General features: G+C 46.4%; 15 protein-coding genes, 1 pseudogene and 1 riboswitch. Of the genes and pseudogenes, 14 read left to right on the top strand and 2 right to left on the bottom strand.

Annotation, left to right across the window (positions count from 1 at the left end; genetic code table 11):
• Positions 1-3 precede the first annotated feature (3 nt).
• Positions 4-498: a prolyl-tRNA synthetase associated domain-containing protein gene (locus ODOSP_RS18400; protein ID WP_013613761.1), complete on the bottom strand. Its 495-nt coding sequence runs from the start codon at positions 496-498 to the stop codon at positions 4-6.
• Between the two features lie 76 nt (positions 499-574).
• Complete coding sequence (locus tag ODOSP_RS18395) at positions 575-1,522, bottom strand: TIGR01212 family radical SAM protein (protein ID WP_013613760.1); 948 nt, start codon at positions 1,520-1,522, stop codon at positions 575-577.
• A gap of 71 nt (positions 1,523-1,593) precedes the next feature.
• Between ODOSP_RS18395 and ODOSP_RS18390 the strand changes: the two genes are divergently transcribed.
• From ODOSP_RS18390 to ODOSP_RS18320, 14 genes and pseudogenes are all read left to right on the top strand, one after another.
• Positions 1,594-4,221 carry a TonB-dependent receptor plug domain-containing protein gene (locus ODOSP_RS18390; RefSeq protein ID WP_083813768.1) on the top strand — a complete coding sequence of 876 codons (2,628 nt, stop codon included), beginning with the start codon at positions 1,594-1,596 and terminating at the stop codon, positions 4,219-4,221.
• Positions 4,222-4,437: 216 nt separating this feature from the next.
• Positions 4,438-7,161 (top strand): pyruvate, phosphate dikinase, encoded by a 2,724-nt coding sequence (gene ppdK, locus ODOSP_RS18385; protein ID WP_013613758.1) that lies wholly within the window; start codon positions 4,438-4,440, stop codon positions 7,159-7,161.
• Positions 7,162-7,380: 219 nt separating this feature from the next.
• A pseudogene (locus ODOSP_RS18380) lies at positions 7,381-8,424 on the top strand (phage integrase SAM-like domain-containing protein); the annotation flags it as partial.
• Between the two features lie 447 nt (positions 8,425-8,871).
• Positions 8,872-9,765, top strand: coding sequence for a phage integrase SAM-like domain-containing protein (locus tag ODOSP_RS18375; RefSeq protein ID WP_004289225.1), 894 nt, complete (start codon positions 8,872-8,874; stop codon positions 9,763-9,765).
• 46 nt (positions 9,766-9,811) lie between these two features.
• A complete protein-coding gene (locus tag ODOSP_RS20480) occupies positions 9,812-10,141 on the top strand; it encodes a site-specific integrase (RefSeq protein WP_004289226.1) in 330 nt (109 codons plus the stop codon).
• Positions 10,142-10,527: 386 nt separating this feature from the next.
• Positions 10,528-10,719, top strand: a riboswitch (cobalamin riboswitch).
• 155 nt (positions 10,720-10,874) lie between these two features.
• A complete protein-coding gene (locus tag ODOSP_RS18360) occupies positions 10,875-11,792 on the top strand; it encodes a DUF4465 domain-containing protein (RefSeq protein WP_007567599.1) in 918 nt (305 codons plus the stop codon).
• Positions 11,793-11,856: 64 nt separating this feature from the next.
• Positions 11,857-13,638, top strand: a complete 1,782-nt coding sequence (locus ODOSP_RS18355) for a PKD-like domain-containing protein (protein WP_004293827.1) — start codon at positions 11,857-11,859, stop codon at positions 13,636-13,638.
• A gap of 14 nt (positions 13,639-13,652) precedes the next feature.
• Positions 13,653-15,743, top strand: coding sequence for a receptor L domain-containing protein (locus tag ODOSP_RS18350; protein ID WP_013613756.1), 2,091 nt, complete (start codon positions 13,653-13,655; stop codon positions 15,741-15,743).
• 28 nt (positions 15,744-15,771) lie between these two features.
• Positions 15,772-16,872: a YncE family protein gene (locus ODOSP_RS18345; RefSeq protein WP_004293828.1), complete on the top strand. Its 1,101-nt coding sequence runs from the start codon at positions 15,772-15,774 to the stop codon at positions 16,870-16,872.
• An 18-nt stretch (positions 16,873-16,890) separates the two neighbouring features.
• Entirely contained in the window at positions 16,891-18,969 is a 2,079-nt protein-coding gene (locus tag ODOSP_RS18340) for a TonB-dependent receptor plug domain-containing protein (RefSeq protein WP_041557060.1), read from the top strand.
• 11 nt (positions 18,970-18,980) lie between these two features.
• Positions 18,981-20,120 carry an ABC transporter substrate-binding protein gene (locus tag ODOSP_RS18335; RefSeq protein WP_013613754.1) on the top strand — a complete coding sequence of 380 codons (1,140 nt, stop codon included), beginning with the start codon at positions 18,981-18,983 and terminating at the stop codon, positions 20,118-20,120.
• On the top strand, positions 20,121-21,101 hold the full coding sequence (locus ODOSP_RS18330; protein ID WP_004311292.1) for a FecCD family ABC transporter permease: 981 nt from the start codon (positions 20,121-20,123) through the stop codon (positions 21,099-21,101).
• Positions 21,098-21,856: an ABC transporter ATP-binding protein gene (locus ODOSP_RS18325; protein WP_004289235.1), complete on the top strand. Its 759-nt coding sequence runs from the start codon at positions 21,098-21,100 to the stop codon at positions 21,854-21,856. The genes ODOSP_RS18330 and ODOSP_RS18325 overlap by 4 nt, the downstream gene beginning before the upstream one ends.
• A complete protein-coding gene (locus tag ODOSP_RS18320) occupies positions 21,853-22,419 on the top strand; it encodes a DUF2284 domain-containing protein (protein WP_004289236.1) in 567 nt (188 codons plus the stop codon). Before ODOSP_RS18325 ends, ODOSP_RS18320 begins: the two co-directional genes overlap by 4 nt.
• Positions 22,420-22,579: the final 160 nt, after the last annotated feature.

Raw genomic sequence — 22,579 nt, 5'->3', positions numbered from 1 at the left:
CAATCAATAAAGTCTGATCCACTCATACCCATTCCCTGTCTGATCCATATAACGGATAAAATCTTCCGTCTTTATAGCCAGAGAAGCCCGGTTATCATTCGGATGAAACGACAATTTCCGGGCTTGTTTCAAATTTTCATCAAGGAAAACATAGACATGGTGTTCCGTATCGTTCACTAATCCGAAAGGGCTGACAGATCCCGGCTTCAACCCCAGGTATTTCTCCATCCGTTTTTCCGAAGCAAAACTTAATTTCCCTTGTTTTAATAGTTGTTCCAGATCATGAATCGCCAGATTCCGATCACAATGAAAAATAACCAGGTAATGCCGGTTTCCCTTATGATTCCTGAAAAACAAATTCTTACAATGTGTACTGTCCAAATTTTTCCAATATTGGCGGGCAATCTCGATCGTAGGTGCCTCAGGATGTTCCAGATAATCGAATTCAATACCCAAAGCTTTCAATGTCTCATACACTTTCTCCTGTCCAATCATCATCTCATTTTATTTTATTTTTTTCATCTCTCTTCTTTTCCCCTCCTTCATTTTCCCCAAACCTTCAACTTTTAGCTTTTTACTTTTTACCTTTCCCCCTATACCACCTCCCCTGCCACTCTCCTCTCTCGCGCAATCTCTTCTCCAGTTTAGCCACAAACTCATAATTCTTTATCCCCCATTTCGGAGCGATCAGATATTCTTCGGGTGATTGATTGACAAAACGTTCCAGATAAACATCCGGCCGGATATGTCCGATCACGTCCACTACAAAATCGAGGTATTCTTCATAACTATACAACCTGAAAACCTCCGGATGCCGAAGATATTGTTCGGCCATCGCCGTTCCCCGGACAATCTGCAACTGATGTAGCTTCAATACCTGAATCGGCAGATCGCACACACGGACCGCCCCCTCCAACATAGACTCCCGGCTCTCTCCGGGTAAGCCGAAAATCAAATGAGCTCCTATCCGGATACCTCTCTCAGCCGTTTTCCGTATCGCTTCCTCAGCTTCGGCAAAAGTATGTCCCCGGTTGACCGTTCGCAAAACTTCATCATTTGCAGATTCGACTCCATACTCTACACAAACATAACAACGCCGGGACAATCCGGCAATATAATCCAATACGTCATCGGTCACAGCATCCGGACGGGTAGCGATCACCAATCCTACTACATCGGGACAATCCAATGCCTCCTCATACTTTTGCCGTAACTCTTCCAAAGGAGCATAGGTATTCGAATAAGCCTGAAAATAAGCCAGATACTTTTGACCGATATACTTTCGGGCAAAAAAGGCCCTTCCCTCCCCGATCTGTCGGGATATCCCCGACACAGCCCGGCAATAACCCGGATTAAAACTCTCATTATTACAAAACGTACAACCACCGGTCCCTTTTTTCCCATCCCGGTTCGGACAAGTAAATCCACCGTCGATAGACAATTTTTGCACCCGTTCTCCAAATAATTCTTTGAAATAAGCGGGGTAATCATTGTACCGTTTCCGACTCTCTGTTGGCTTCATGCATTTTCTCTTTAGCAGAACAAAAATATCATTTTATTTCTTAATTTTGTTCCCGTAACCACAAACAATAAATGATGAAAACAATCTGCACGGGCATGTTCACGATCATGCTGGTCCTTCTTTTCCGTCCCGTCGGAGCTCAAACCGAAGATGCTTTTCCTTCATACATCGAACAATGTTTCAACAACTATTTCAATTTCAACCCCCAGGAAAAAATTTATCTACATACCGATAAACCGACCTACTCTGCCGGCGAAAATATCTGGTTCAGAGCCTACTGCGTAGATGCCAGCTATCATATCCCGACCCAATTAAGTAAATTTATCTACCTCGAACTCATCAACCGTCAGGATTCGATTTTAAAACGTATCCAAATAAAACAGACCGATTCTTGTTTTTATGGCAATTTGACGATTCCATCCACCACCCCTCCGGGAGAGTATTGCCTGCGTGTCTTTACCAACTGGATGCAAAATAACGAAGAAGATTTTTTCTTCAAAAAAAATATACAGATCGTCAGTACAGTGAATGAAGTAAACATTCACACGGCAAGCAGCCGTCAGGACAATGCAATCCGGACGACGCTCACCCTAATCGATAATGCCGGCAAACCTTATGTTCATCAACGTCTGAAAATCACGACCTACCGTCATAAACTAGCGGTAAACAAGACTACCTTGAAAACCGATGAACAAGGATCCGCCACTTTACAATATCCGGTCAGCGACAGTATCGACCGGATTCAGGTAGCGTTCCCGACGGACTTGCCTTTTGCTTTTTCAAGAGAAATCCCTTTATTGAATCTTTCCGACGACTTCGACTTTCAATTCTTCCCGGAAGGCGGTAATTTATTAGCGGGCACCACGCAAACCGTCGCCTTTAAGGCACTGGATGCAAACGGACGTTCGATAGCTGCCGAGGGAAAAATTTACAATAGTAAGGAACAGGAAGTCGTTTCTTTTTCAACCTTTCACCGGGGAATGGGAACCCTGGAACTGACCACCCAGCCGGGCGAACGCTACTATGCCCTGGTACATACCGCCACAAACCGGGAAAAAAGAGTCGACTTGCAGATTCCCCAAGCGGAAAATCTGGCCTTGCAGGTTTATCCTCAGGACAACCACCTGATCCTTGCTGTCAAAAAAGGAATTCATTTTCCTGCAGGGAAAACGATTTATATCGTTATGCACTCCAGAGGACGTCTGTTAGGCGTGCTACCGGCAAAAGACGATTTCGTGGGAGCCTTACCCCTGAACTCCCTGCCCGGTGGTACCGTGCAGTTCGTACTAGCCGATGCCGACTCACACATTTACAGCCAGCGTTCTTATTTTATAAAGCCGGATCCGCAACCTGTATTACAACTCCGGACCGATAAAGAAAAATACGACAGACGGGAAAAAGTAAACCTGACACTACAGTTTACAGACATCGGCGAGCACCCCCTCGAAGGCAGTTTTTCCCTCTCTGTTACGGACAATACGATGGTTCCCCGTGACACCCTATCGGACAATATCGTCAGTTATCTGCTCCTGACCTCCGACCTCAAAGGGCACATCGAAGCCCCGGGAAGTTATAGTCGTGAAACTCCCGAACACATCGATCTCCTCATGCTCACTCATGGCTGGACCCGTTATGAGATCGGGAAATTCCTGACTGCCACACCTTCTAAAGCCACTTTCAAGCTTGAACAGGGACAAGAAATCCGGGGAAAAATCACCAATTATAGCAATAAGCCGATGGCGAATGCCAGTGTACAAATCTTTATCCCCGGTGAAAATACATTGGGAGAAGTGAAGTCGAACGAAAACGGAGAATTCATCATCCGGGATCTGGATTTCCCCGATAGTACGATTTTTCTGGTACGTGGCTACAAAGAGAAAGGAGGAAAAATGGTAGATATAACTATCACTCCCCGGCTATTTAAAGATCCCGTCACTCATTTTACAATCCCCCGGGAAAATAAACCACTGGGCAAAGAAGAATTTATGGACCAGTTCAAAGGTAGTTATTTCTACCAGAACGGTGTGAAAGTCTATATTCTCGACGAAGCGGTCGTATTACGTCACCGTCCGGAAAGCGTACAACACAAATACGAAGGCCAATACACAGATATGACGGATTACATCCTGGGCCAGGAAGAATTGAATAAATTCAATACTTCCAGTATCTATCAACTATTATCCCGTCTTCCGGGTGTTATTGTCTCCGGTACCAAAGTGACGATGGCCCGCAACGGAAGTACGCCTCTGTTCATGATCGACGGATTGCCACAGACCGAAGACATGCTGAACGCAGTGATGCCGGAGGATGTGGACAATCTGGGAGTCATCCGCGACGGAGCCCGGCTGACTTTCTTCATGGCCCAAGGCGGTGCCGGCGGTGTGATTGTCATCAATACCAAACATGGCCATTTCACCCCCAAAGCCACTCCAGGGTTGATCAAATTCATTCCTTTAGGTTACTCCGAACCGGATGAATTCTACATGCCCCAATACAACGACCCGGAAATACTCAAAGCTCCTGAGATCGACTACCGCAGCACGATTTATTGGCAACCGGTCGTCCCGATCGATTCATCCGGGCAGACTTCCCTCTCTTTTTTCACTTCCGACATGGCCGGCAGTTATACCATCACCGTCGAAGGATTGGGGAAAAACGGGGAACCGGTATACCGGCAAACGACAATCCGGAGGGAATGATAAAGAGCCAAGAATTCAAAATTGAAAACGTTTGAGTAATAGATCATTATAAAAATAGAAGCCGATTTTTATAATAACAAAAAATATTCTATATTTGCAACTCTGAATACGCAAGCTCGCGTGGCTTTCAGTTTATTGTATATCAATAGTTTATAAAAACAATATCATAATAATAAACCTTCCCTCTCAGGGAAATAAATCAAATCTAACAGAAATATGAGTACGAAGTACGTTTACACATTCGGAGACGGAAAAGCAGAAGGCAAGGCAGACATGAAAAATCTGCTCGGTGGTAAAGGCGCCAACCTGGCGGAGATGAACCTGATCGGCCTGCCTGTACCTGCAGGTTTCACGATTACCACTGAAGTTTGTACACTTTACAACCAGAAAGGTAAAGATGCTGTTGTAAAATTAATAGAAAACGACGTTAAAGCCGGTATTGCACACATGGAAAAAATCATGAATGCAAAATTCGGTTCTAAAGGAGAGGCTTTCCCGTTGATGGTATCCGTACGTTCCGGTGCCCGTGTTTCTATGCCGGGTATGATGGACACCGTGCTGAACCTGGGATTGAATGACGATGCCGTAAAATTACTGGCAGAAAAATCAGGAAATGCCCGTTTTGCCTGGGACTCTTACCGTCGTTTTATTCAGATGTACGGCGATGTTGTAATGGGTGTAGCAGCAGCAAAAGGCGAGCACAATCCGTTCGAAGTTGAAATCGACAAGCTGAAAGAAGCCAAACATATCAAACAAGATACTGAATTTACCGTTGAAGATTTGCAGGTATTGGTCGAAAACTTCAAAAAAGTAGTCAAAACCAAAACCGGCAAAGATTTCCCGACTTGTCCGTGGGAACAGCTGTGGGGAGCCATCTGTGCCGTATTCGATTCATGGATGACCGAACGTGCCGTTCTGTACCGTCAGTTGAACCAGATCCCGGAAGAATGGGGTACTGCTGTTAACGTACAGTCTATGGTTTACGGTAACATGGGTAACAATTCGGCTACCGGTGTTGCTTTCAGCCGTGACGCTGCAACCGGAGAAGACATCTTCAACGGAGAATACCTGATCAATGCACAGGGGGAAGACGTTGTAGCCGGTATCCGTACACCGCAGGAAATCACCATCGAGGGTTCACGCCGTTGGGCTAAACTGCAGGGTATTTCCGAAGAAGAACGTGCTTCCAAATATCCTTCGCTGGAAGAAGCTATGCCTCAGGCTTATGCCGACCTGAACGCTGTACAGGAAAAACTGGAAGACCACTTCCACGATATGCAGGATATGGAATTCACCATCCAGGACGGTAAGCTGTGGATGTTACAGACCCGTAACGGAAAACGTACCGGAGCCGCTATGGTGAAAATGGCTGTCGATATGCTGAAACAAGGTATGATCGATGAAAAAACAGCTTTGTTGCGTCAGGAACCGGCTAAATTGGACGAGCTGCTCCATCCGGTATTCAATAAAGAAGCTCTGAAAAAAGCTCACGTTATTACCAAAGGTCTGCCGGCTTCTCCGGGTGCTGCCTGCGGGCGTGTCGTATTCTTCGCCGACGAAGCCGAAGAATGGAAAAACAGAGGTGAAAAAGTGGTTCTGGTACGCCAGGAAACTTCTCCCGAAGACCTGCGGGGTATGAACGTATCCGAAGGAATCCTGACCGCACGCGGTGGTATGACTTCTCACGCAGCTGTCGTTGCCCGTGGTATGGGTAAATGTTGTGTATCCGGCGCAGGAGATATCGTAGTCGATTATGCCAAACGTAATTTCTCCGTAAACGGAACAATCATCAAAGAAGGAGACTGGATTTCCCTGAACGGTTCTACCGGTGAAGTTTATTTAGGAAAAGTAGAAACAGAAGATGCAACATTGGACGAAGACTTCACAGCCATCATGAACCTGGCTGAAAAATATACCCGTATGTATGTACGTACTAATGCCGATACCCCGAAAGATGCCCGTAAAGCCCGTGACTTCGGAGCCAAAGGTGTCGGACTTTGCCGTACAGAACATATGTTCTTCGAAGGACACCGTATCGACGCTATGCGTGAAATGATCCTGTCCGACACGGTAGAAGGACGCCGGGATGCACTGAACAAGATCCTGCCGATGCAGCGGGGAGACTTCGAAGGTATCCTCGAAGCCATGAACGGACTGGGGGTTACCATCCGTCTGCTCGACCCACCTTTACACGAATTTACTCCGAACGAACCGGCTTCACAACAATATATGGCTCAGAAACTGGGAATTCCGGTAGAACGTATCAAAGAAAAAGTAGATGCACTGCACGAATTCAACCCGATGCTGGGTCATCGTGGCTGCCGTTTGGGAGTTACCTATCCGGAAATCACCGAAATGCAGGCCCGTGCGATCATCGAAGCAGCTTGTAACCTGAAACTGCGTGGTCTGGATCCTCGTCCGGAAATTATGGTTCCTTTGGTAGGTACTGTGAAAGAACTGAAACAGCAGGCTGAAATCATCAACCGTGTTGCAGCTATGGTATTCGAAGAAAAAGGCGTTAAAGTAGATTACAAAGTAGGTACGATGATCGAAATCCCGCGTGCCGCTATCACCGCAGATCAGATCGCCGAAGTAGCCGAATTCTTCTCATTCGGTACCAACGACCTGACTCAGATGACCTTCGGTTACTCCCGTGACGACGCCGGCAAATTCTTACCGGAATACATCAGGAAAGGTATCCTGAAAACCGATCCGTTCGCTGTATTGGATCAGGAAGGTGTAGGCCGTCTGGTTGAAATGGGTGTGAAACTGGGTCGTAAGACTAATGCAGACCTGAAAGTAGGTATCTGTGGAGAACACGGTGGAGAACCTTCATCCGTCATCTTCTGCGACTCAGTAGGTATGAACTATGTCAGCTGTTCACCGTTCCGCGTGCCCATCGCCCGCGTAGCCGCGGCTCAGGCAGCAATAGAGGAATAACACTCTAATATAAACATTCTTAATATCAGGCTGTAATTCACTGCTTTAGCGGTAATTACAGCCTGATTTGCGCTTGGGCGGTTCGTACATTTGACCGCAAAAAATGAGCCAAATGAACGTATTTGCTTACACTATGCTTACACCAAATTACCCGTTGCTTACACCTGCTTACACCAAGGAAAAAGCCTATTGCAGCAGTAAAATTAAAATTCAAAAAGTATGACAACATTAAAAGCAATGGTGAGAAAGCCGAGAACAGACGGTCTTTACTCAGTGTACATCCGAATCGTACACAACCGCAAGCCCGGTTACATCAAGACAGATAAAATTGTCGATGCGAACCATGTATCTAATGGTGAAATTACAGACCCGGTAGTGAATGAATTCTGTGCCATGATCATCAGGCAATACAGTGACCGGCTGAACAGAGTTGATGCTTCTCTTTGGAGCGTCAGCGAAGTCGTAGATTATTTGCTAAAGGCAGATGAAGAACTCTGCTTTAGCGAATATGCTCAATTTTTCATCAGAAAGATTGAATCAGAGGGGCGAGACCGTACCGCAAAGAACTACAAACTTGCCGTCTGCCATCTTGAACGCTATCTGGGAACAACCCAAATCATGTTTGGGCATATGTCATCCACTGTATTGAAAAAGTGGATTGAGTCTCTTGCTTTGACCAACAGAGCCAAAGAAATGTACCCTACTTGCATCCGGCAAATCTTTAACAGTGCGATAACGGAGTACAACGACGAGGAGCGTGACATAGTGCGTATCAAGTTCAATCCTTGGCATAAGATTAAAATTCCCAAGGCAGACACAACTTTAAAGCGGGCCATCAGTGCGGAGGCTTGTCGTGAGTTCTTCAATCGACCGCTCCCTGTAAGCAAAATGATTTCATCCCTGCCGGAACTGGGAAGAGACGTAGCACTCCTTTCTATTTGTTTAGGTGGAATGAATTCCGTTGACCTGTATGAGCTTAAAAAGACAAATTACCGCAATGGTATCATTAGCTATAAGAGAGCAAAGGTTCGGAACAGTCGCCGAGACGAGGGATATATGGAAATGAGAGTTGAGCCTTTTATCCAATCCACCTTTGACAAGTATCTTTCTACTGATGAAAATGAAGAATACCTGTTTAACTTTCATAGTAGATACAGCAATTCGGACAGTTTCAACGCCAATGTAAATATCGGTATTCGGAAGATATGCAAAGATATGGGTATGACAAAAGATGATTGCTATCGTTTTTATACCGCGAAACATCATACAATCTCTATCTAATTGAAAATTAAACAGTTATTTCTGTTTAATTAATATCAGGTAACGATTTAGAAACGAGCGAATTACAATATTCTGTTTTCTTTTGCCTCTGTCAAAGAACGATTCTTTCAATGCAAATATACACTTTACTTGTGACAAAAGCAATCTTTTTCTACATTTAATCGACTTACAGTCAGCCTTAAAGAGGGTATCTGGTCTCATTCCATCTTCTTCCTCAAAAATAACATAGCAGTCTAAATTGGTTTATGTATGGGATAGGTCTTGTTCATTCGATCCGGTAGACTACTATACATAAAAGTATAAAGGCGAGATACGACAAGGAGATGCCATGCTTTTGTGTAAGGGGAATCTCTCTTAGCTTATCGCAGACCATGTATAGCTAAGTGTTTTGAGAATAAACAGTCTGTAAAAAACGGAAAGACACCGATTATGGGCCGTATCACCATCAATGGAACCCAAGCCGGTTTCAGTTGTAAGAAAGAAGTGTCCCTCGCTTTGTGGGACGTCAAAACCAACCGGGCCAAAGGCAAGTCCGAGGAGGCCCGTACACTCAATCAGGAGCTTGACAATATCAAGGCGCAAATCACCAGGCACTACCAGTACATCTGCGACCACGACAGTTTTGTTACAGCCAAGAAAGTCTATAACCGCTATGTCGGCTTCTCAGAGGAATGCCACACCCTTATGAACCTTTTCAGGGAACAGCTGGAACCGTATAAAAAGAAAATCGGCATAGAGAAAGCCGAAAGCACCTACTGCGGTCTGGTTGCCGATTACAAGAGTCTCCTGCTTTTCATGAAAAGCAAGAAGAATGCAGAGGATATTGTCATCGAAGAACTTGAGAAATCATTCATCGAGGATTACTACAACTGGATGCTCGGTACATGCGCTTTGGCAAACTCCACTGTCTTCGGGCGTGTCAATACCTTGAAGTGGCTGATGTATATCGCGCAGGAAAAAGGCTGGATACGGGTTCATCCGTTCGCATCATTCGAGTGTATGCCCGAATACAAGAGGCGTTCTTTCCTTTCCGAAGAGGAACTGCAAAGGATAATCCATATAGAACCGAGATACAAACGCCAGCGTGCCATGCGCGACATGTTCCTGTTCATGTGCTTCACCGGTCTTTCCTATGTGGACTTGAAAGCCATAACATACGATAATATCCATACCGACTCCGACGGTGGTACATGGCTGATGGGCAACCGTATAAAAACGGGAGTGGCGTATGTCGTAAAATTATTGCCCATTGCTATCGAACTGATTGAAAAATATAGGGGTACGGATGAAAAGAAAGACTCCCCGAATGTGTCTTTCCGGTAGGTGAATACAATGCCATGCGGCTCAGTCTTGGAATCATAGGCAGGAAATGCAACTCCGGGGCGAGGTCACCCCGCACATCGGACGCCACGCATTTGCCGTTCTGGCCATACTCAAGGGGATGCTGCTGGAAACTCTTCAGAAAGTGTTTGGGCATAAGTCCATCACATACGTCCTGCGCATCCATTCACTTGTCCGGCGCAGGCGGGGCAATCTTTTTCTGGAAGTCGCCCATCTGTACGACCAGCGTGCTGACCAGCTTTCTCAACTCCTAATACGCGCTTGTTTCAATAATTGTCAGTTCCATACTAAAATTCTTTTTAAGATTCTGAATATGCGACAAAGTAACGCACATCCTATATCCTTTCCAAACAGATAATATCAGAGTCTTCCGTTGGCGTGCATTGGCGTATCCAACGTTAAAAGAGAAGGTCCTTCACCTGCATCCATGCGGCAACGGAACTTCCATTCCCTTACTTGTTTTCCATAAATTTATAGGATTAATTTCTGGTGCATGATATTAATAGTCATTATTCTGTCTGCTTTTTTTGCTTGCATAATTGCAGCTAACAGTTATCTATTCCAGAACGCATTGTTATGGAAAATGGCAAGCTGTTTTGTTGGTTTATGGATATTGTGTATGATAATTACCGTCTTCGTTTGTCGTAAACTTGAATGCTCTAATTAAAACAGTACGGTTGTCATGCTTTGTGTGTTTTATTATAAATATTATGAATTATTTGGAATTGATATGTAATATAGATAATTTTGCAGTCGGGAAATGGTTTCGGGAGGTTTACGCCTTCCGAATGAAAAGGGAACCCGGTGAAAATCCGGGACAGTACCCGCTGCTGTGAGTCCACAAAAACGGACATCGAACTTTTGCCACTGGTGTAATACCGGGAAGGCACGATGACCGGGACGAGTCAGAAGACCTGCCATGACCGGAATGAGATTTACACCTGCGGGATATACGGGTCGTAATCAAATAAGGAATAGCTCATCGGCCATTCAATATTTGAAGACAGACATATTCCCGTTCGTGTAAGTCCGCACGAACGGGAATTTTTTGTGTTTGTTAATAATATGTTTTACATTAAAATGAGTGACCTATGAAAAGAAAATTACGCTTTCTGGCAGGTGCCTGTCTATTTACCGCAACCGCCTTGTTCTCTGGCTGTAGCTCGGACGATGACTTTTTGATGGACCCGGTTGATTCCGGAACTTCGCAAACCCGTGCTGTGACAAATCCGGACGGTACTTTAACTATCACTTTCGATGATTTCGATCCCGGCATGTTAGCAGGACCTACCTCGGCCGGAGAAAATCTTTATTCGTACCAAGGGTATCCTCAAGTAACCACCATTTACGACAATACTCCGGAAGAATATCTCTTCCTTTCAATGTTTAATACTGTAGGTGGAAGCACAGAGTATTCCAGCGGCGGCATCGCACTTTCCAACTGGAACATCCGCTCCAATCAGTCGGGAAATACCGGAGACTGGTGGTATTCTTATCTAAACCAATGTTCTGTCTATAACACTGCGGTGGAAGCGGAAGGACAGAATAAGGAAGCCGGGCACAGCGGTTCCAATTTCGGTGTCGTTTACGGATATGTGGATGCTTACAATCAGGCATGGATGGCTAAACCAGAATTTTATTTCAATGTTCCCCGGAAATTGGTCGGCCTGTGGATCTGCAACACCTCATACACTTATGGTGTCATTACTTATGGTAATCAGTTCGGTTCTACGGGGGTAGCGACTCCTCTGAAAGAGATGAAAGGGTATTTCCAAGTGAATCTGGAATGTTATGATGCGAATGGCGGTCTGATCCGCACTTACAAACGTCTTTTAGCCGATTATCGTAACGGCCAACAACAGGTTGATCCTATCACGACATGGGATTATTGGGAAATCAATGCCGAAGGGGTGCAAAGTGTGAAATTCAACTTCGAGGGTTCGGATTCGGGAGCATACGGTTTGAATACTCCGGCTTATATCTGTATTGATGATATCACCATACAATAAAAAGAATACAAGGATATCCCTTCTGTCGGGGGTATCCCTGTTATTTTTCTAAAATCCACACATCATGCATCGTTTTCACTATTTTATTATTTCTGCCTGTATGCTGTTCACCTCCTGCAACAAGGATGAAGTCATTACCGAAGAAGTAGGAGGACAACCTATAATAGAACTTGACAGCGAGACCGGTATTTACACGGTCAAGGTCGATCACGAATTGACTATCGCCCCGACATACCAGAATGTTGAAGATGCTCTTTTTGCTTGGACGATAGACGGTACGCTGGTTTCTTCGGGTCCGTCTCTTCAACGTACATGGAATGAATGCGGGGATTTTTATGTCAAACTAAGAGTAGACAATGCGGAAGGCTATGCCGAAGAGGAACTGAAAGTAGAAGTGAAAGAACTCACCCCTCCGGTCATCTCACTGGCACTACCTTCGCAGGGGCTAAAAGTCGTCCGGAATACCGATTACACATTTACTCCCGATATTCAGCATTCGGATGTCGAAGGGTTCAAAATCGAATGGGTACGGGAAGGAAAAATCGTTTCCACCGAGAATACTTATACTTTCAATGAAAAAGAACTCGGTGTTTATACGGTGACAATCAACGCTTCCAATATAGATGGGACAACAACGAAAGACGTAAGCGTAGAGGTCGTGGAAACGATGCCCTACGTTGTCAAATTCCCGACCCCGTCTTACCTGCAAACATCCACGGACAGGTACACTTTTGCCGACCGTCCTGTTTTCCTGCGTCCGTTGTTGGAGTATTTCGACAATCCCCGTTTTGAGTGGAGTGTGGACGGTCAGGTCATGGAAGGAGAAGTGGAACGCATGTTCAAGTTCACGCCGTCCGCACCCGGAGAATACACCGTCTCCTGTACTGTGTCGGAAGACACACCGACGGAAAAAATAAGCAGGAATATCGACAAAGGGAAAACGGCTGTCACTGCCACCGTAAAAGTCGTTTGTGTGGACAAAAAGGAACAAGACGGCTTCCGGGCTTCGGGAAGTTCCAAGCTCTGGAATAAAGTCTATGAATATACCCCAGCTCCCGGCCAATTTATCAACGAGACGAGCACGATAGGCGGTATGACCGGCAACGAAACATCCCCTGAAGCGGCTGTCGCATGGGCAACACAGCGTTTGAAAGACAAACTGCACGTCTCTTTAGGTTCTTTCGGGGGTTATATCATCGTCGGCTTCGACCACAGTATTCCCAATTCGGGTAACCAATATGATTTCTGTGTTCAGGGGAACGCCTTTGACGGCAGTTCCGAACCGGGTATCGTATGGGTCATGCAAGATATAAACGGAAACGGATTGCCGGATGACGAGTGGTACGAACTGAAAGGATCTGAAGCAGGCAAGGAAGAAACAATACAGAATTTTGAAGTGACCTATTACCGTCCGGAAGGCAAAAAAATGGATGTCCAATGGATCAGTTCCGACGGTAGAAACGGCTGGGTAGACTATCTGTCCGCTTATCATACACAAGACTATTATTATCCGGCTTGGATTTCGGAAAACAGTTATACCCTGACAGGCACTTGTCTGGCCGCCCGCAACACCCAAGATTCTCAAACCGGTTATTGGGATAATCAGAGTTATGACTGGGGGTACGTGGATAATTTCGGAAACGACCAGATAGAAGGCGGCAGTACGGTGGATGGAAGCGGACAAAGGAACGGTTTCAAAATTTCCAATGCCATCCATGCCGATGGAACGGAAGCCAATCTGCAATATATTGACTTTATCAAAATACAATGCGGTGTTCTGGCCAAAAGCGGCTGGCTGGGCGAAGTTTCTACGGAGGTATTTTCTTTTGAGGATCTAACCAAATAATAAAAATTACAAGTATGAAAATTTATTTTCTTCCCATGCTCCTATCCTTGTTCTTTTTGGGAGCGTGTGACAAAAACGATGAAATTATACCTGAAGATGCAGATGAAAATTTCATCACATCGGTCGTGATGACCGTGGACGGGAAATCGTACACGGCCGACATTACGGACAATACAGTAACAATAACCGTTCCCTATACGGTATCGCTGAACAACGCCGAAGTGGAATTCAAGTACACAACTTCTGCAACAATCATACCTGCTCTTGAAACGGTAACGGACTGGGATAACGAACGAACCTTCCGGGTGACATCCTATAACGGAGATGCCCGCGAATATACCTATAAGGTCGTGAAAAGCGAGATAGAATCTGACGGAGATGTGGAGTTGAAGACCACCGAGGAGGTAGCTTCTTTTGCCGCAACCAAAACAACCGTTGTCAAAGGGAACCTGATTATCGGCTCTGATGCGGAAGAGGCAGAAAAAATCACTGACATATCTGCATTGGCATCTTTGAAAGAGGTTACTGGCAACATTGTCATTCGTAACAGTTACAACGGTGCAGACTTGACAGGGTTGGATAATATCGTTTCTGCCGGAGGTTTACAGGTAGGTTCGACCGATGTCGCCTCGAAAGCTACGGAACTTCACATGATTTCCATGAAAGCATTGGAAACGCTCTCCGGAGACATATCGGTATATAACGACCAAGTGACGTATGTCCTATTCGAGAAACTGGCAACTATTGAAGGAAGCGTGATGTTCAATGCGTCGTCGTTACAGAGTTTTGAGTTTCCGGTTCTGACTACTGTAGGTCAGGATCTGAATCTTCAAGGACTCAATGAAGAGAACACAGCAGCCGGTTCGATTGCGTCTTTGGAAATACCGGAACTGACAAGTGTCGGAGGGGTCTTGTCCGTAAACAATCTTGCCAAGCTGACTTCCATGAGCTTCCTTAAGCTGAAAGAGACCGGTGGCCTTGATTTCCATACCGTCCCCGTGATGTTGGAAACCATCAACCTTCCGGAAATCGAAACAGTAAACGGAAGTATTATTATGGAAGCCAATATGGAAGCTCCTCCTACCGGTAGTTTTGTTCCCCAACGAAATGACGTGCTTCAGGCTTTCGGTGGAATGGACAAACTGACAACGATAAAGGGACAGATAAAGATAAAGAATTTCACGGCACTCAAACAACTTCCCGACTGGAGCAAGATCACCACACTTGGAAGCATCACGCTGGATTATCTTGAAGATGTGAGCGGAACACTGCTGTTGCCGAACGCCCGATTTGAAACCTTCGGAGAAACAGCGCCCCAGATTGAAATTATAAACAAGGTGCAGCTCTCCAAAATTGAAACAGCCGAAGATTTGTCAAATGTAAATTTTGTCATCACCAGTCTCACGAATAATAAGTTCCCTGAAATCACGTTCAAGAATATCAAAGACTTCACTTGTAAGCCAACCACCAACAATATCGATTATACCATATCGACAATTCAACATGTATATGGAAATCTAAATGTGACAGGCCAAATGCGAAGCAATGCCAAATTTCCCGACTTGGAAATCATAGATGGATATGGATATATCCAAATACCCATGTTTGCTTCAATCACAATGCCAGTCTTGAAAGAAGTGGGAGGACAGTTCTATTTATCTGGAAATTTTACCAGTTGTAACTTGCCCTTACTATCCAAAGTTTGTTGTTCAGCTTCTCCTGTATATTATAAAGAGGGAGGGGGTTCGTTAGCAATATCTTTACAAAGTAAATCGCTGGATATTCCGGAATTGCTTCACGTAGGAGGTGAAGGGTTGTTCGTTAATAAAGCAACAGGCATTACTTGTGATAAATTACAGACTATAGATGGTACGCTACAGATAAAAAGTGCGACTTCTCTTTCTCAGGAAACACTTTCCATGGAGAAGTTGGAGACCTTGCATGGGGTTGTTTTTGACGGTTTGACGAAATTTACCGACTACACTTTCTTCGGCAAGTTTATAGAAAACGGAATGATTACGGGGGAAAGTTGGAGCGTGACGAAATGTGGGTATAACCCAACCTTCCAAAATATGAAGGACAAACAATATACGCAGCAGGATTAAACCTTATACCTTAACCAGAGTACCCGTAATGATTCGGGTACTCTTTTTTATCCGAATGACAATGAGCAGAACAATACAACGGATTTGCCTTTTTCTTTTCTGCCTGCCAGTTTTCGGCAGTTGCATGAAATGGGATTACGGAGAGATGGAAGATTTCTCTGTATCGGCCTCTGGTCTTTTCATTACCAACGAGGGGAATTTCCAGTACAGCAATGCCACGCTTTCCTACTACGATCCCGCCACGTGCGAAGTGGAGAATGAAGTGTTTTACCGTGCCAACGGGTTCAAGTTGGGCGATGTGGCCCAGTCTATGGTTATCCGGGACGGTATAGGCTGGATCGTGGTGAACAACTCGCATGTGATTTTCGCCATCGACATCAATACTTTCAAGGAAGTGGGCCGTATCACAGGTTTCACCTCACCCCGGTATATCCATTTTCTGTCGGATGAGAAAGCCTATGTGACGCAGATATGGGACTACCGTATCTTCATCATCAACCCCAAGACATACGAGATTACCGGCTATATCGAATGTCCAGACATGGACATGGAATCGGGTTCCACCGAACAAATGGTACAATACGGCAAGTACGTCTATGTGAACTGCTGGTCGTACCAGAACCGCATCCTGAAAATCGACACGGAGACGGACAAGGTCGTGGACGAACTGACCATCGGCATACAACCTACTTCGCTGGTCATGGACAAATACAACAAGATGTGGACCATCACGGATGGCGGTTACGAGGGCAGCCCATACGGTTACGAGGCACCGTCTCTCTATCGTATAGACGCCGAGACTTTCACCGTAGAGAAACAGTTCAAGTTTAAGCTGGGCGACTGGCCTTCGGAAGTCCAGCTCAACGGTACACGGGATACACTTTACTGGATCAACAACGATATTTGGCGAATGCCGGTGGAAGCCGACCGTGTTCCCGTCCGGCCTTTTCTGGAGTTTCGGGACACCAAATACTACGGCCTTACGGTCAATCCCAACAACGGGGAGGTATATGTGGCCGACGCTATTGATTACCAGCAACAAGGTATCGTGTATCGCTATTCGCCGCAAGGCAAGCTGATCGATGAATTTTACGTGGGAATCATTCCGGGAGCTTTCTGCTGGAAATAACGAGGAAGGAGGACAAAAATGAAAAGACATCTTATTCTATTGTTCGTGGGGGTAAGCCTGCCCTTTCTGCTTGCCGCCCAGCAGAAAAATTCCGTCAGCATTACCAAAAGGGTACTACGTCTTCCGGAGGTTACGGTGGTGGGCAAACGACCTATGAAGGATATAGGCGTGCAACGAACCCGTTTCGATTCCATCGCCATGAAAGAGAACATCGCCTTGTCTATGGCCGATGTGCTGACATTCAACTCATCCGTTTTTGTCAAGAACTACGGACGCGCCACGTTATCCACCGTGGCTTTCCGGGGTACCTCTCCCTCGCATACCCAAGTGACGTGGAATGGTATGCGCATTAACAACCCGATGCTGGGCATGACGGATTTTTCCACCATCCCTTCTTACTTTATCGATGATGCCTCGCTGCTGCACGGAACGTCATCGGTAAACGAAACGGGCGGCGGCTTGGGTGGTCTGGTCAGGCTCTCCACTTCTCCGGCCAACCATGAAGGGTTCGGGTTGCAGTACGTGCAGGGAGTGGGGTCGTTCAGCACGTTCGACGAGTTTCTCCGCCTGACCTACGGTGACAAACACTGGCAGTCCTCCACCCGTGTGGTGTATTCCTCTTCCCCCAACGACTACAAATACCGAAACCGGGACAAGAAGGAAAACATCTATGACGAGGACAAGAACATCATCGGTTCCTATTACCCGACGGAACGCAACCGCAGCGGGGCTTATAAGGATCTGCACGTCTTGCAGGAAATTTATTATAACACGGGCGAAGGCGACAAGTTCGGGCTAAACGCCTGGTATATCAATTCCAACCGGGAACTGGCGATGCTCAGCACGGATTACGGGAACGACATGGACTTCGAGAACCGCCAAAGGGAGCAGACGTTTCGCGGCGTCCTCTCGTGGGATCGCGTGCGGGAGAAATGGAAGGTCGGTGTAAAAGGCGGCTATATACACACATGGATGGCCTATGATTACAAGCGGGACAAGGGAAACGGCGAAATGGCTTCGATGACCCGCTCACGCAGTAAGATTAACACGTTCTACGGAAGTGCGGACGGGGATTATGCTCCTTCAGAGAAATGGCTGTTCACGGCCGGTGTTTCCGTACACCAGCATTTGGTGGAAAGCGCGGACAAAAATATCATCTCGCAGGAAGGTAACAAGGCTGTTGTCGGGTATGACAAGGGACGTGTCGAGTTTTCCGGTTCCGTTTCTGCGAAATGGCGGCCTGTCGATCGTTTTGCCGCCTCGCTTGTCCTTCGCGAGGATATGTTCGGTACGGAATGGGCCCCGGTTATCCCGGCTTTCTTCATCGACGGGGTACTGTCGAAAAAAGGCAATATCGTGGCGAAAGCATCCATCTCCCGGAACTACCGTTTTCCCACGCTGAACGACCTCTATTTTCTGCCGGGCGGTAATCCCGACCTGAAAAGCGAGCACGGCTTCACATACGACGTGGGGTTGTCGTTCTCGGTGGGGAAAGAAAATGTATATGCTTTGAGCGGTGGTATCAACTGGTTCGATTCGCACATCGACGACTGGATCATCTGGCTACCCACAACCAAGGGATTCTTCTCCCCCAGAAACCTCAAAAAGGTACATGCTTACGGGGCAGAGACCAACGCCCACCTTGATATAATGCTCGGAAAGGACTGGAAACTGGATATGAACGGAACTTTCTCGTGGACTCCCTCGATCAACGAGAGCGAACCGATGAGTCCGGCAGACCAATCCGTCGGCAAACAGTTGCCATACGTGCCGGAGTTTTCCGCAACGGTGACCGGACGTCTGTCATGGCGGACATGGAGCCTGCTTTACAAATGGTGTTATTACAGCCAGCGTTATACCATGTCGAGTAATGACTATACCCTGACGGGCTATCTGCCCCCTTACTTCATGAATAACGTGACACTGGAAAAACAGCTCTCTTTCCGATGGGCCGATCTGTCGCTAAAGGGCAGCATCAACAACCTGTTCGATGAAGAATACCTTTCCGTATTGTCCCGTCCCATGCCGGGCATCAATTTCGAGATATTCATCGGCATAACACCCAAGTTCGGAAAAAACAAAAATAGTAAACGATAATCTGCATCAATATGAACGCATTAAAGAATTTAAGCCTGATTTTGTTGCTTTCTCTGGCATTTACAGGCTGCCACAACAAAAGCTCAAAAATCAATGATTTCAACCTGCTGCTTTATGCTCCCGAATATGCCTCCGGCTTCGACATCAAAGGGGCGGGCGGGAAGGAAAGCGTACTGATAACCGTCAGGAATCCCTGGCAGGGAGCGGACAGTGTAACCACATGGCTGTTTATCGTCCGCAACGGTGAAGAGGTTCCCGAAGGGTTTGCAGGACAGGTACTCAAAGGAGACGCCAAACGCATCGTGGCGATGTCTTCCACTCATATCGCCATGCTTGACGCAATCGGTGAAGTCCGGTGTATAACCGGCGTTTCGGGAATCGACTACATTTCCAACCCAGACATCCAAGCCCGCCGCGACAGTATTGGCGATGTCGGCTATGAAGGGAACATCAACTACGAGTTGCTGCTCTCGCTCGATCCCGACCTCGTTCTGCTCTATGGGGTGAACGGCGCAAGCGCAATGGAAAGCAAACTCGAAGAACTCGACATACCGTTCATGTATGTCGGCGATTATCTTGAAGAGTCGCCTCTCGGCAAGGCCGAATGGATGGTAGTGCTTTCAGAAGTCACAGGAAAACGTGAGAAGGGTGAAAAAGCCTTTGCCGCAATCCCGGTCAGATACAACGCCTTGAAAAAGAAAGTGGCCGACAGTACCCTCGGCACTCCTTCGGTTATGCTTAATGTTCCCTATGGCGACTCGTGGTTCATGCCTTCAACCCAAAGTTATGCAGCCCGCTTGATTACTGATGCGGGAGGCCGCTATATCTACCAGAAGAACACGGGAAACGCTTCTATCCCCATTGACTTAGAAGAAGCATATCTGCTCGCGTCGGATGCGGACATGTGGCTGAACGTGGGAATGGCGAACTCCCTTGACGACTTGAAGGCATCATGTCCGAAATTCACCGATACCCGATGTTTCAAAAATGGAGAGGTGTATAACAACAACGCCCGTACCAACACAGCCGGGGGTAACGACTATTACGAGTCTGCCGTCGTGAATCCTGACATCGTGCTCCGCGACCTCGTGAAGATATTCCATCCTGAACTGGTGCAGGAAGAGTGTGTGTATTACAAGCAACTGAAATAGATGCGTTCCCGTTCGACTATATTATTCTCCATATTGATTACGCTCACGGTCGGTCTTTTTTTACTGGACTTGGCCGTGGGAGCTGTCAACATTCCGATCCGCGATGTATGGGCAGCACTGACCGGGGGAAATTGTTCCCGTGCCACGGAAAAAATCGTACTCAACATACGCCTCATAAAAGCTATAGTGGCACTGTTGGCCGGGGCTGCCTTATCGGTCAGCGGTCTTCAGATGCAGACCCTCTTCCGTAATCCTCTTGCCGGTCCCTATGTCCTTGGCATCAGTTCCGGTGCAAGTCTCGGTGTGGCACTTGTGGTACTTGCCGGGATCGGTTCATCAATAGGCATTGCCGGAGCAGCGTGGGTGGGTGCGGCTGTCGTGTTGCTCGTGATAACTGCCGTCGGACAGCGAATAAAAGACATCATGGTAATCCTGATTCTGGGCATGATGTTCTCATCGGGCGTAGGTGCTGTCGTGCAGATATTGCAGTACCTCAGCAAAGAGGAATCGCTGAAAGCCTTTGTCATTTGGACGATGGGGGCTTTGGGTGACGTCACCTCCGGACAACTTCTGATTCTTGTTCCATCGGTGTTTGCCGGACTGCTGTTGGCGGTACTGACCATCAAACCGCTTAACCTCCTGCTGTTCGGAGAGGAATATGCCGTAACAATGGGACTGAATATTCGGCGTTCACGCAGCCTGTTGTTTCTCTCGACAACGCTGCTCGCCGGAACGATAACCGCTTTTTGCGGTCCGATAGGTTTCATAGGTCTCGCTATGCCTCATGTCACAAGAATGCTTTTCCAAAATAGCGATCATCATGTCCTTCTGCCCGGAACAATTCTTTCGGGAGCATCGATATTGCTTCTTTGCGACATCATTTCTAAAATATTCACCTTGCCGATCAACGCCATTACAGCTCTATTGGGAATCCCAATCGTCGTATGGGTGGTTTTACGCAACAAATCCATCACCGCATGATAGAATTACAGCATTTTTCCATAGGTTACAAAGAAAACTCGTTGCTCCACGAGGTAAATGCCACGATAAAAAAAGGTCAACTGACAGCCCTTATCGGAAGAAACGGGACAGGAAAATCGACGTTGCTCCGCGCCATAGCCGGTCTGAACCGGTGTTATTCCGGAAAAATCATTCTCGACGGGCACGACATCGCCTGCATGAAAACCGAAGATATGGCAAAAACGCTGGCTGTCGTCACGACCGAGCGCACGCGCATCGCCAACCTGCGGTGCAAGGATGTCGTAGCCATAGGCCGTGCTCCTTATACCAACTGGATAGGTAGGATGCAAGAAACAGATAAGGAGATAGTCATGCAATCGCTCATTTCGGTGGGAATGGAGGCTTATGCAAACCGCACGATGGATAAAATGTCGGATGGCGAATGCCAGCGTGTGATGATTGCTCGTGCATTGGCACAGGATACTCCTATCATTCTCCTTGATGAACCGACTTCCTTTCTTGACATGCCTAATCGCTACGAACTTGTGGCGTTGCTTCGTAGGCTTGTCCACGACGAGAAAAAATGTATCATGTTCTCGACACATGAACTTGACATCGCGTTGTCCATGTGCGATTCGATAGCATTGTTAGATACCCCGAATTTAAGTTGCTTGACCGCGTCTGAAATGCAGAAAAGCGGATACATTGACAGACTTTTCCAAAATGAAAACATCCGTTTCGACTCCTTATGCGGTACAATGATTTTGAAACAATGAGTATATACACTGTAGAAAATTTTACTTCAGACATCACTGTTGAAGGATATATCGCCGAATTCCGTGACGAACCACATTTTCTTGAACTTTGCAAACAATGTACCAATTACGGTAAAAGTTGGGGGTGTCCTCCATTTGATTTTGATACGGAATCGTTTCTCCGACAATACAAGTATGCACATCTTATGGCAACGAAGATAATCCCTGAAGACAAAGATATTCCGATTGAATATACACAAAAACTCATTTTACCGGAACGGATACGAATCGAGAGCGAATTATTGGATATGGAACGGAAATATGGAGGGCGTTCATTTGCCTATATAGGTAAATGTCTTCACTGCTCAGATAACGAGTGTACGCGTAACTGCGGCACACCATGCCGACACCCGGAAAAAGTGCGTCCGTCACTCGAAGCCTTCGGATTTGACATAGCCAAAACGCTTTCTGAACTTTTTAACATCGAACTTCTTTGGGGAAAGGATGGCAAATTACCTGAATATCTTGTTCTCGTAAGCGGATTTTTTCATAATGAATACGAACTTTGCAACATAGCATACTAATGATTCGGACATGAAATAAACAGACAAACTAACCACATTCGGTTCAATCTGTTTTGTGATTTCAAATGAATTATAGTTAGATATGTAAAAAGCGACGCTGGAGCTTGAAATAAGTAACGGTTTATCGGTGTATTCTCCGTTAAACCGTCCTGTTTTCGTT

The sequence above is a fragment of the Odoribacter splanchnicus DSM 20712 genome (assembly GCF_000190535.1).
GTDB classification, from domain to species: domain Bacteria; phylum Bacteroidota; class Bacteroidia; order Bacteroidales; family Marinifilaceae; genus Odoribacter; species Odoribacter splanchnicus.
Note: the sequence above shows the minus strand (reverse complement) of the source record. Positions and strands in the feature narration are given on the sequence as shown.

Coding starts and splice junctions, on each gene's coding strand:
- ODOSP_RS18400 (WP_013613761.1), bottom strand. CDS start 498: ATGATGATTGGACAGGAGAAAGTGTATGAGACATTGAAAGCTTTGGGT.
- ODOSP_RS18395 (WP_013613760.1), bottom strand. CDS start 1,522: ATGAAGCCAACAGAGAGTCGGAAACGGTACAATGATTACCCCGCTTAT.
- ODOSP_RS18390 (WP_083813768.1), top strand. CDS start 1,594: ATGATGAAAACAATCTGCACGGGCATGTTCACGATCATGCTGGTCCTT.
- ppdK (WP_013613758.1), top strand. CDS start 4,438: ATGAGTACGAAGTACGTTTACACATTCGGAGACGGAAAAGCAGAAGGC.
- ODOSP_RS18375 (WP_004289225.1), top strand. CDS start 8,872: ATGGGCCGTATCACCATCAATGGAACCCAAGCCGGTTTCAGTTGTAAG.
- ODOSP_RS20480 (WP_004289226.1), top strand. CDS start 9,812: ATGCAACTCCGGGGCGAGGTCACCCCGCACATCGGACGCCACGCATTT.
- ODOSP_RS18360 (WP_007567599.1), top strand. CDS start 10,875: ATGAAAAGAAAATTACGCTTTCTGGCAGGTGCCTGTCTATTTACCGCA.
- ODOSP_RS18355 (WP_004293827.1), top strand. CDS start 11,857: ATGCATCGTTTTCACTATTTTATTATTTCTGCCTGTATGCTGTTCACC.
- ODOSP_RS18350 (WP_013613756.1), top strand. CDS start 13,653: ATGAAAATTTATTTTCTTCCCATGCTCCTATCCTTGTTCTTTTTGGGA.
- ODOSP_RS18345 (WP_004293828.1), top strand. CDS start 15,772: ATGATTCGGGTACTCTTTTTTATCCGAATGACAATGAGCAGAACAATA.
- ODOSP_RS18340 (WP_041557060.1), top strand. CDS start 16,891: ATGAAAAGACATCTTATTCTATTGTTCGTGGGGGTAAGCCTGCCCTTT.
- ODOSP_RS18335 (WP_013613754.1), top strand. CDS start 18,981: ATGAACGCATTAAAGAATTTAAGCCTGATTTTGTTGCTTTCTCTGGCA.
- ODOSP_RS18330 (WP_004311292.1), top strand. CDS start 20,121: ATGCGTTCCCGTTCGACTATATTATTCTCCATATTGATTACGCTCACG.
- ODOSP_RS18325 (WP_004289235.1), top strand. CDS start 21,098: ATGATAGAATTACAGCATTTTTCCATAGGTTACAAAGAAAACTCGTTG.
- ODOSP_RS18320 (WP_004289236.1), top strand. CDS start 21,853: ATGAGTATATACACTGTAGAAAATTTTACTTCAGACATCACTGTTGAA.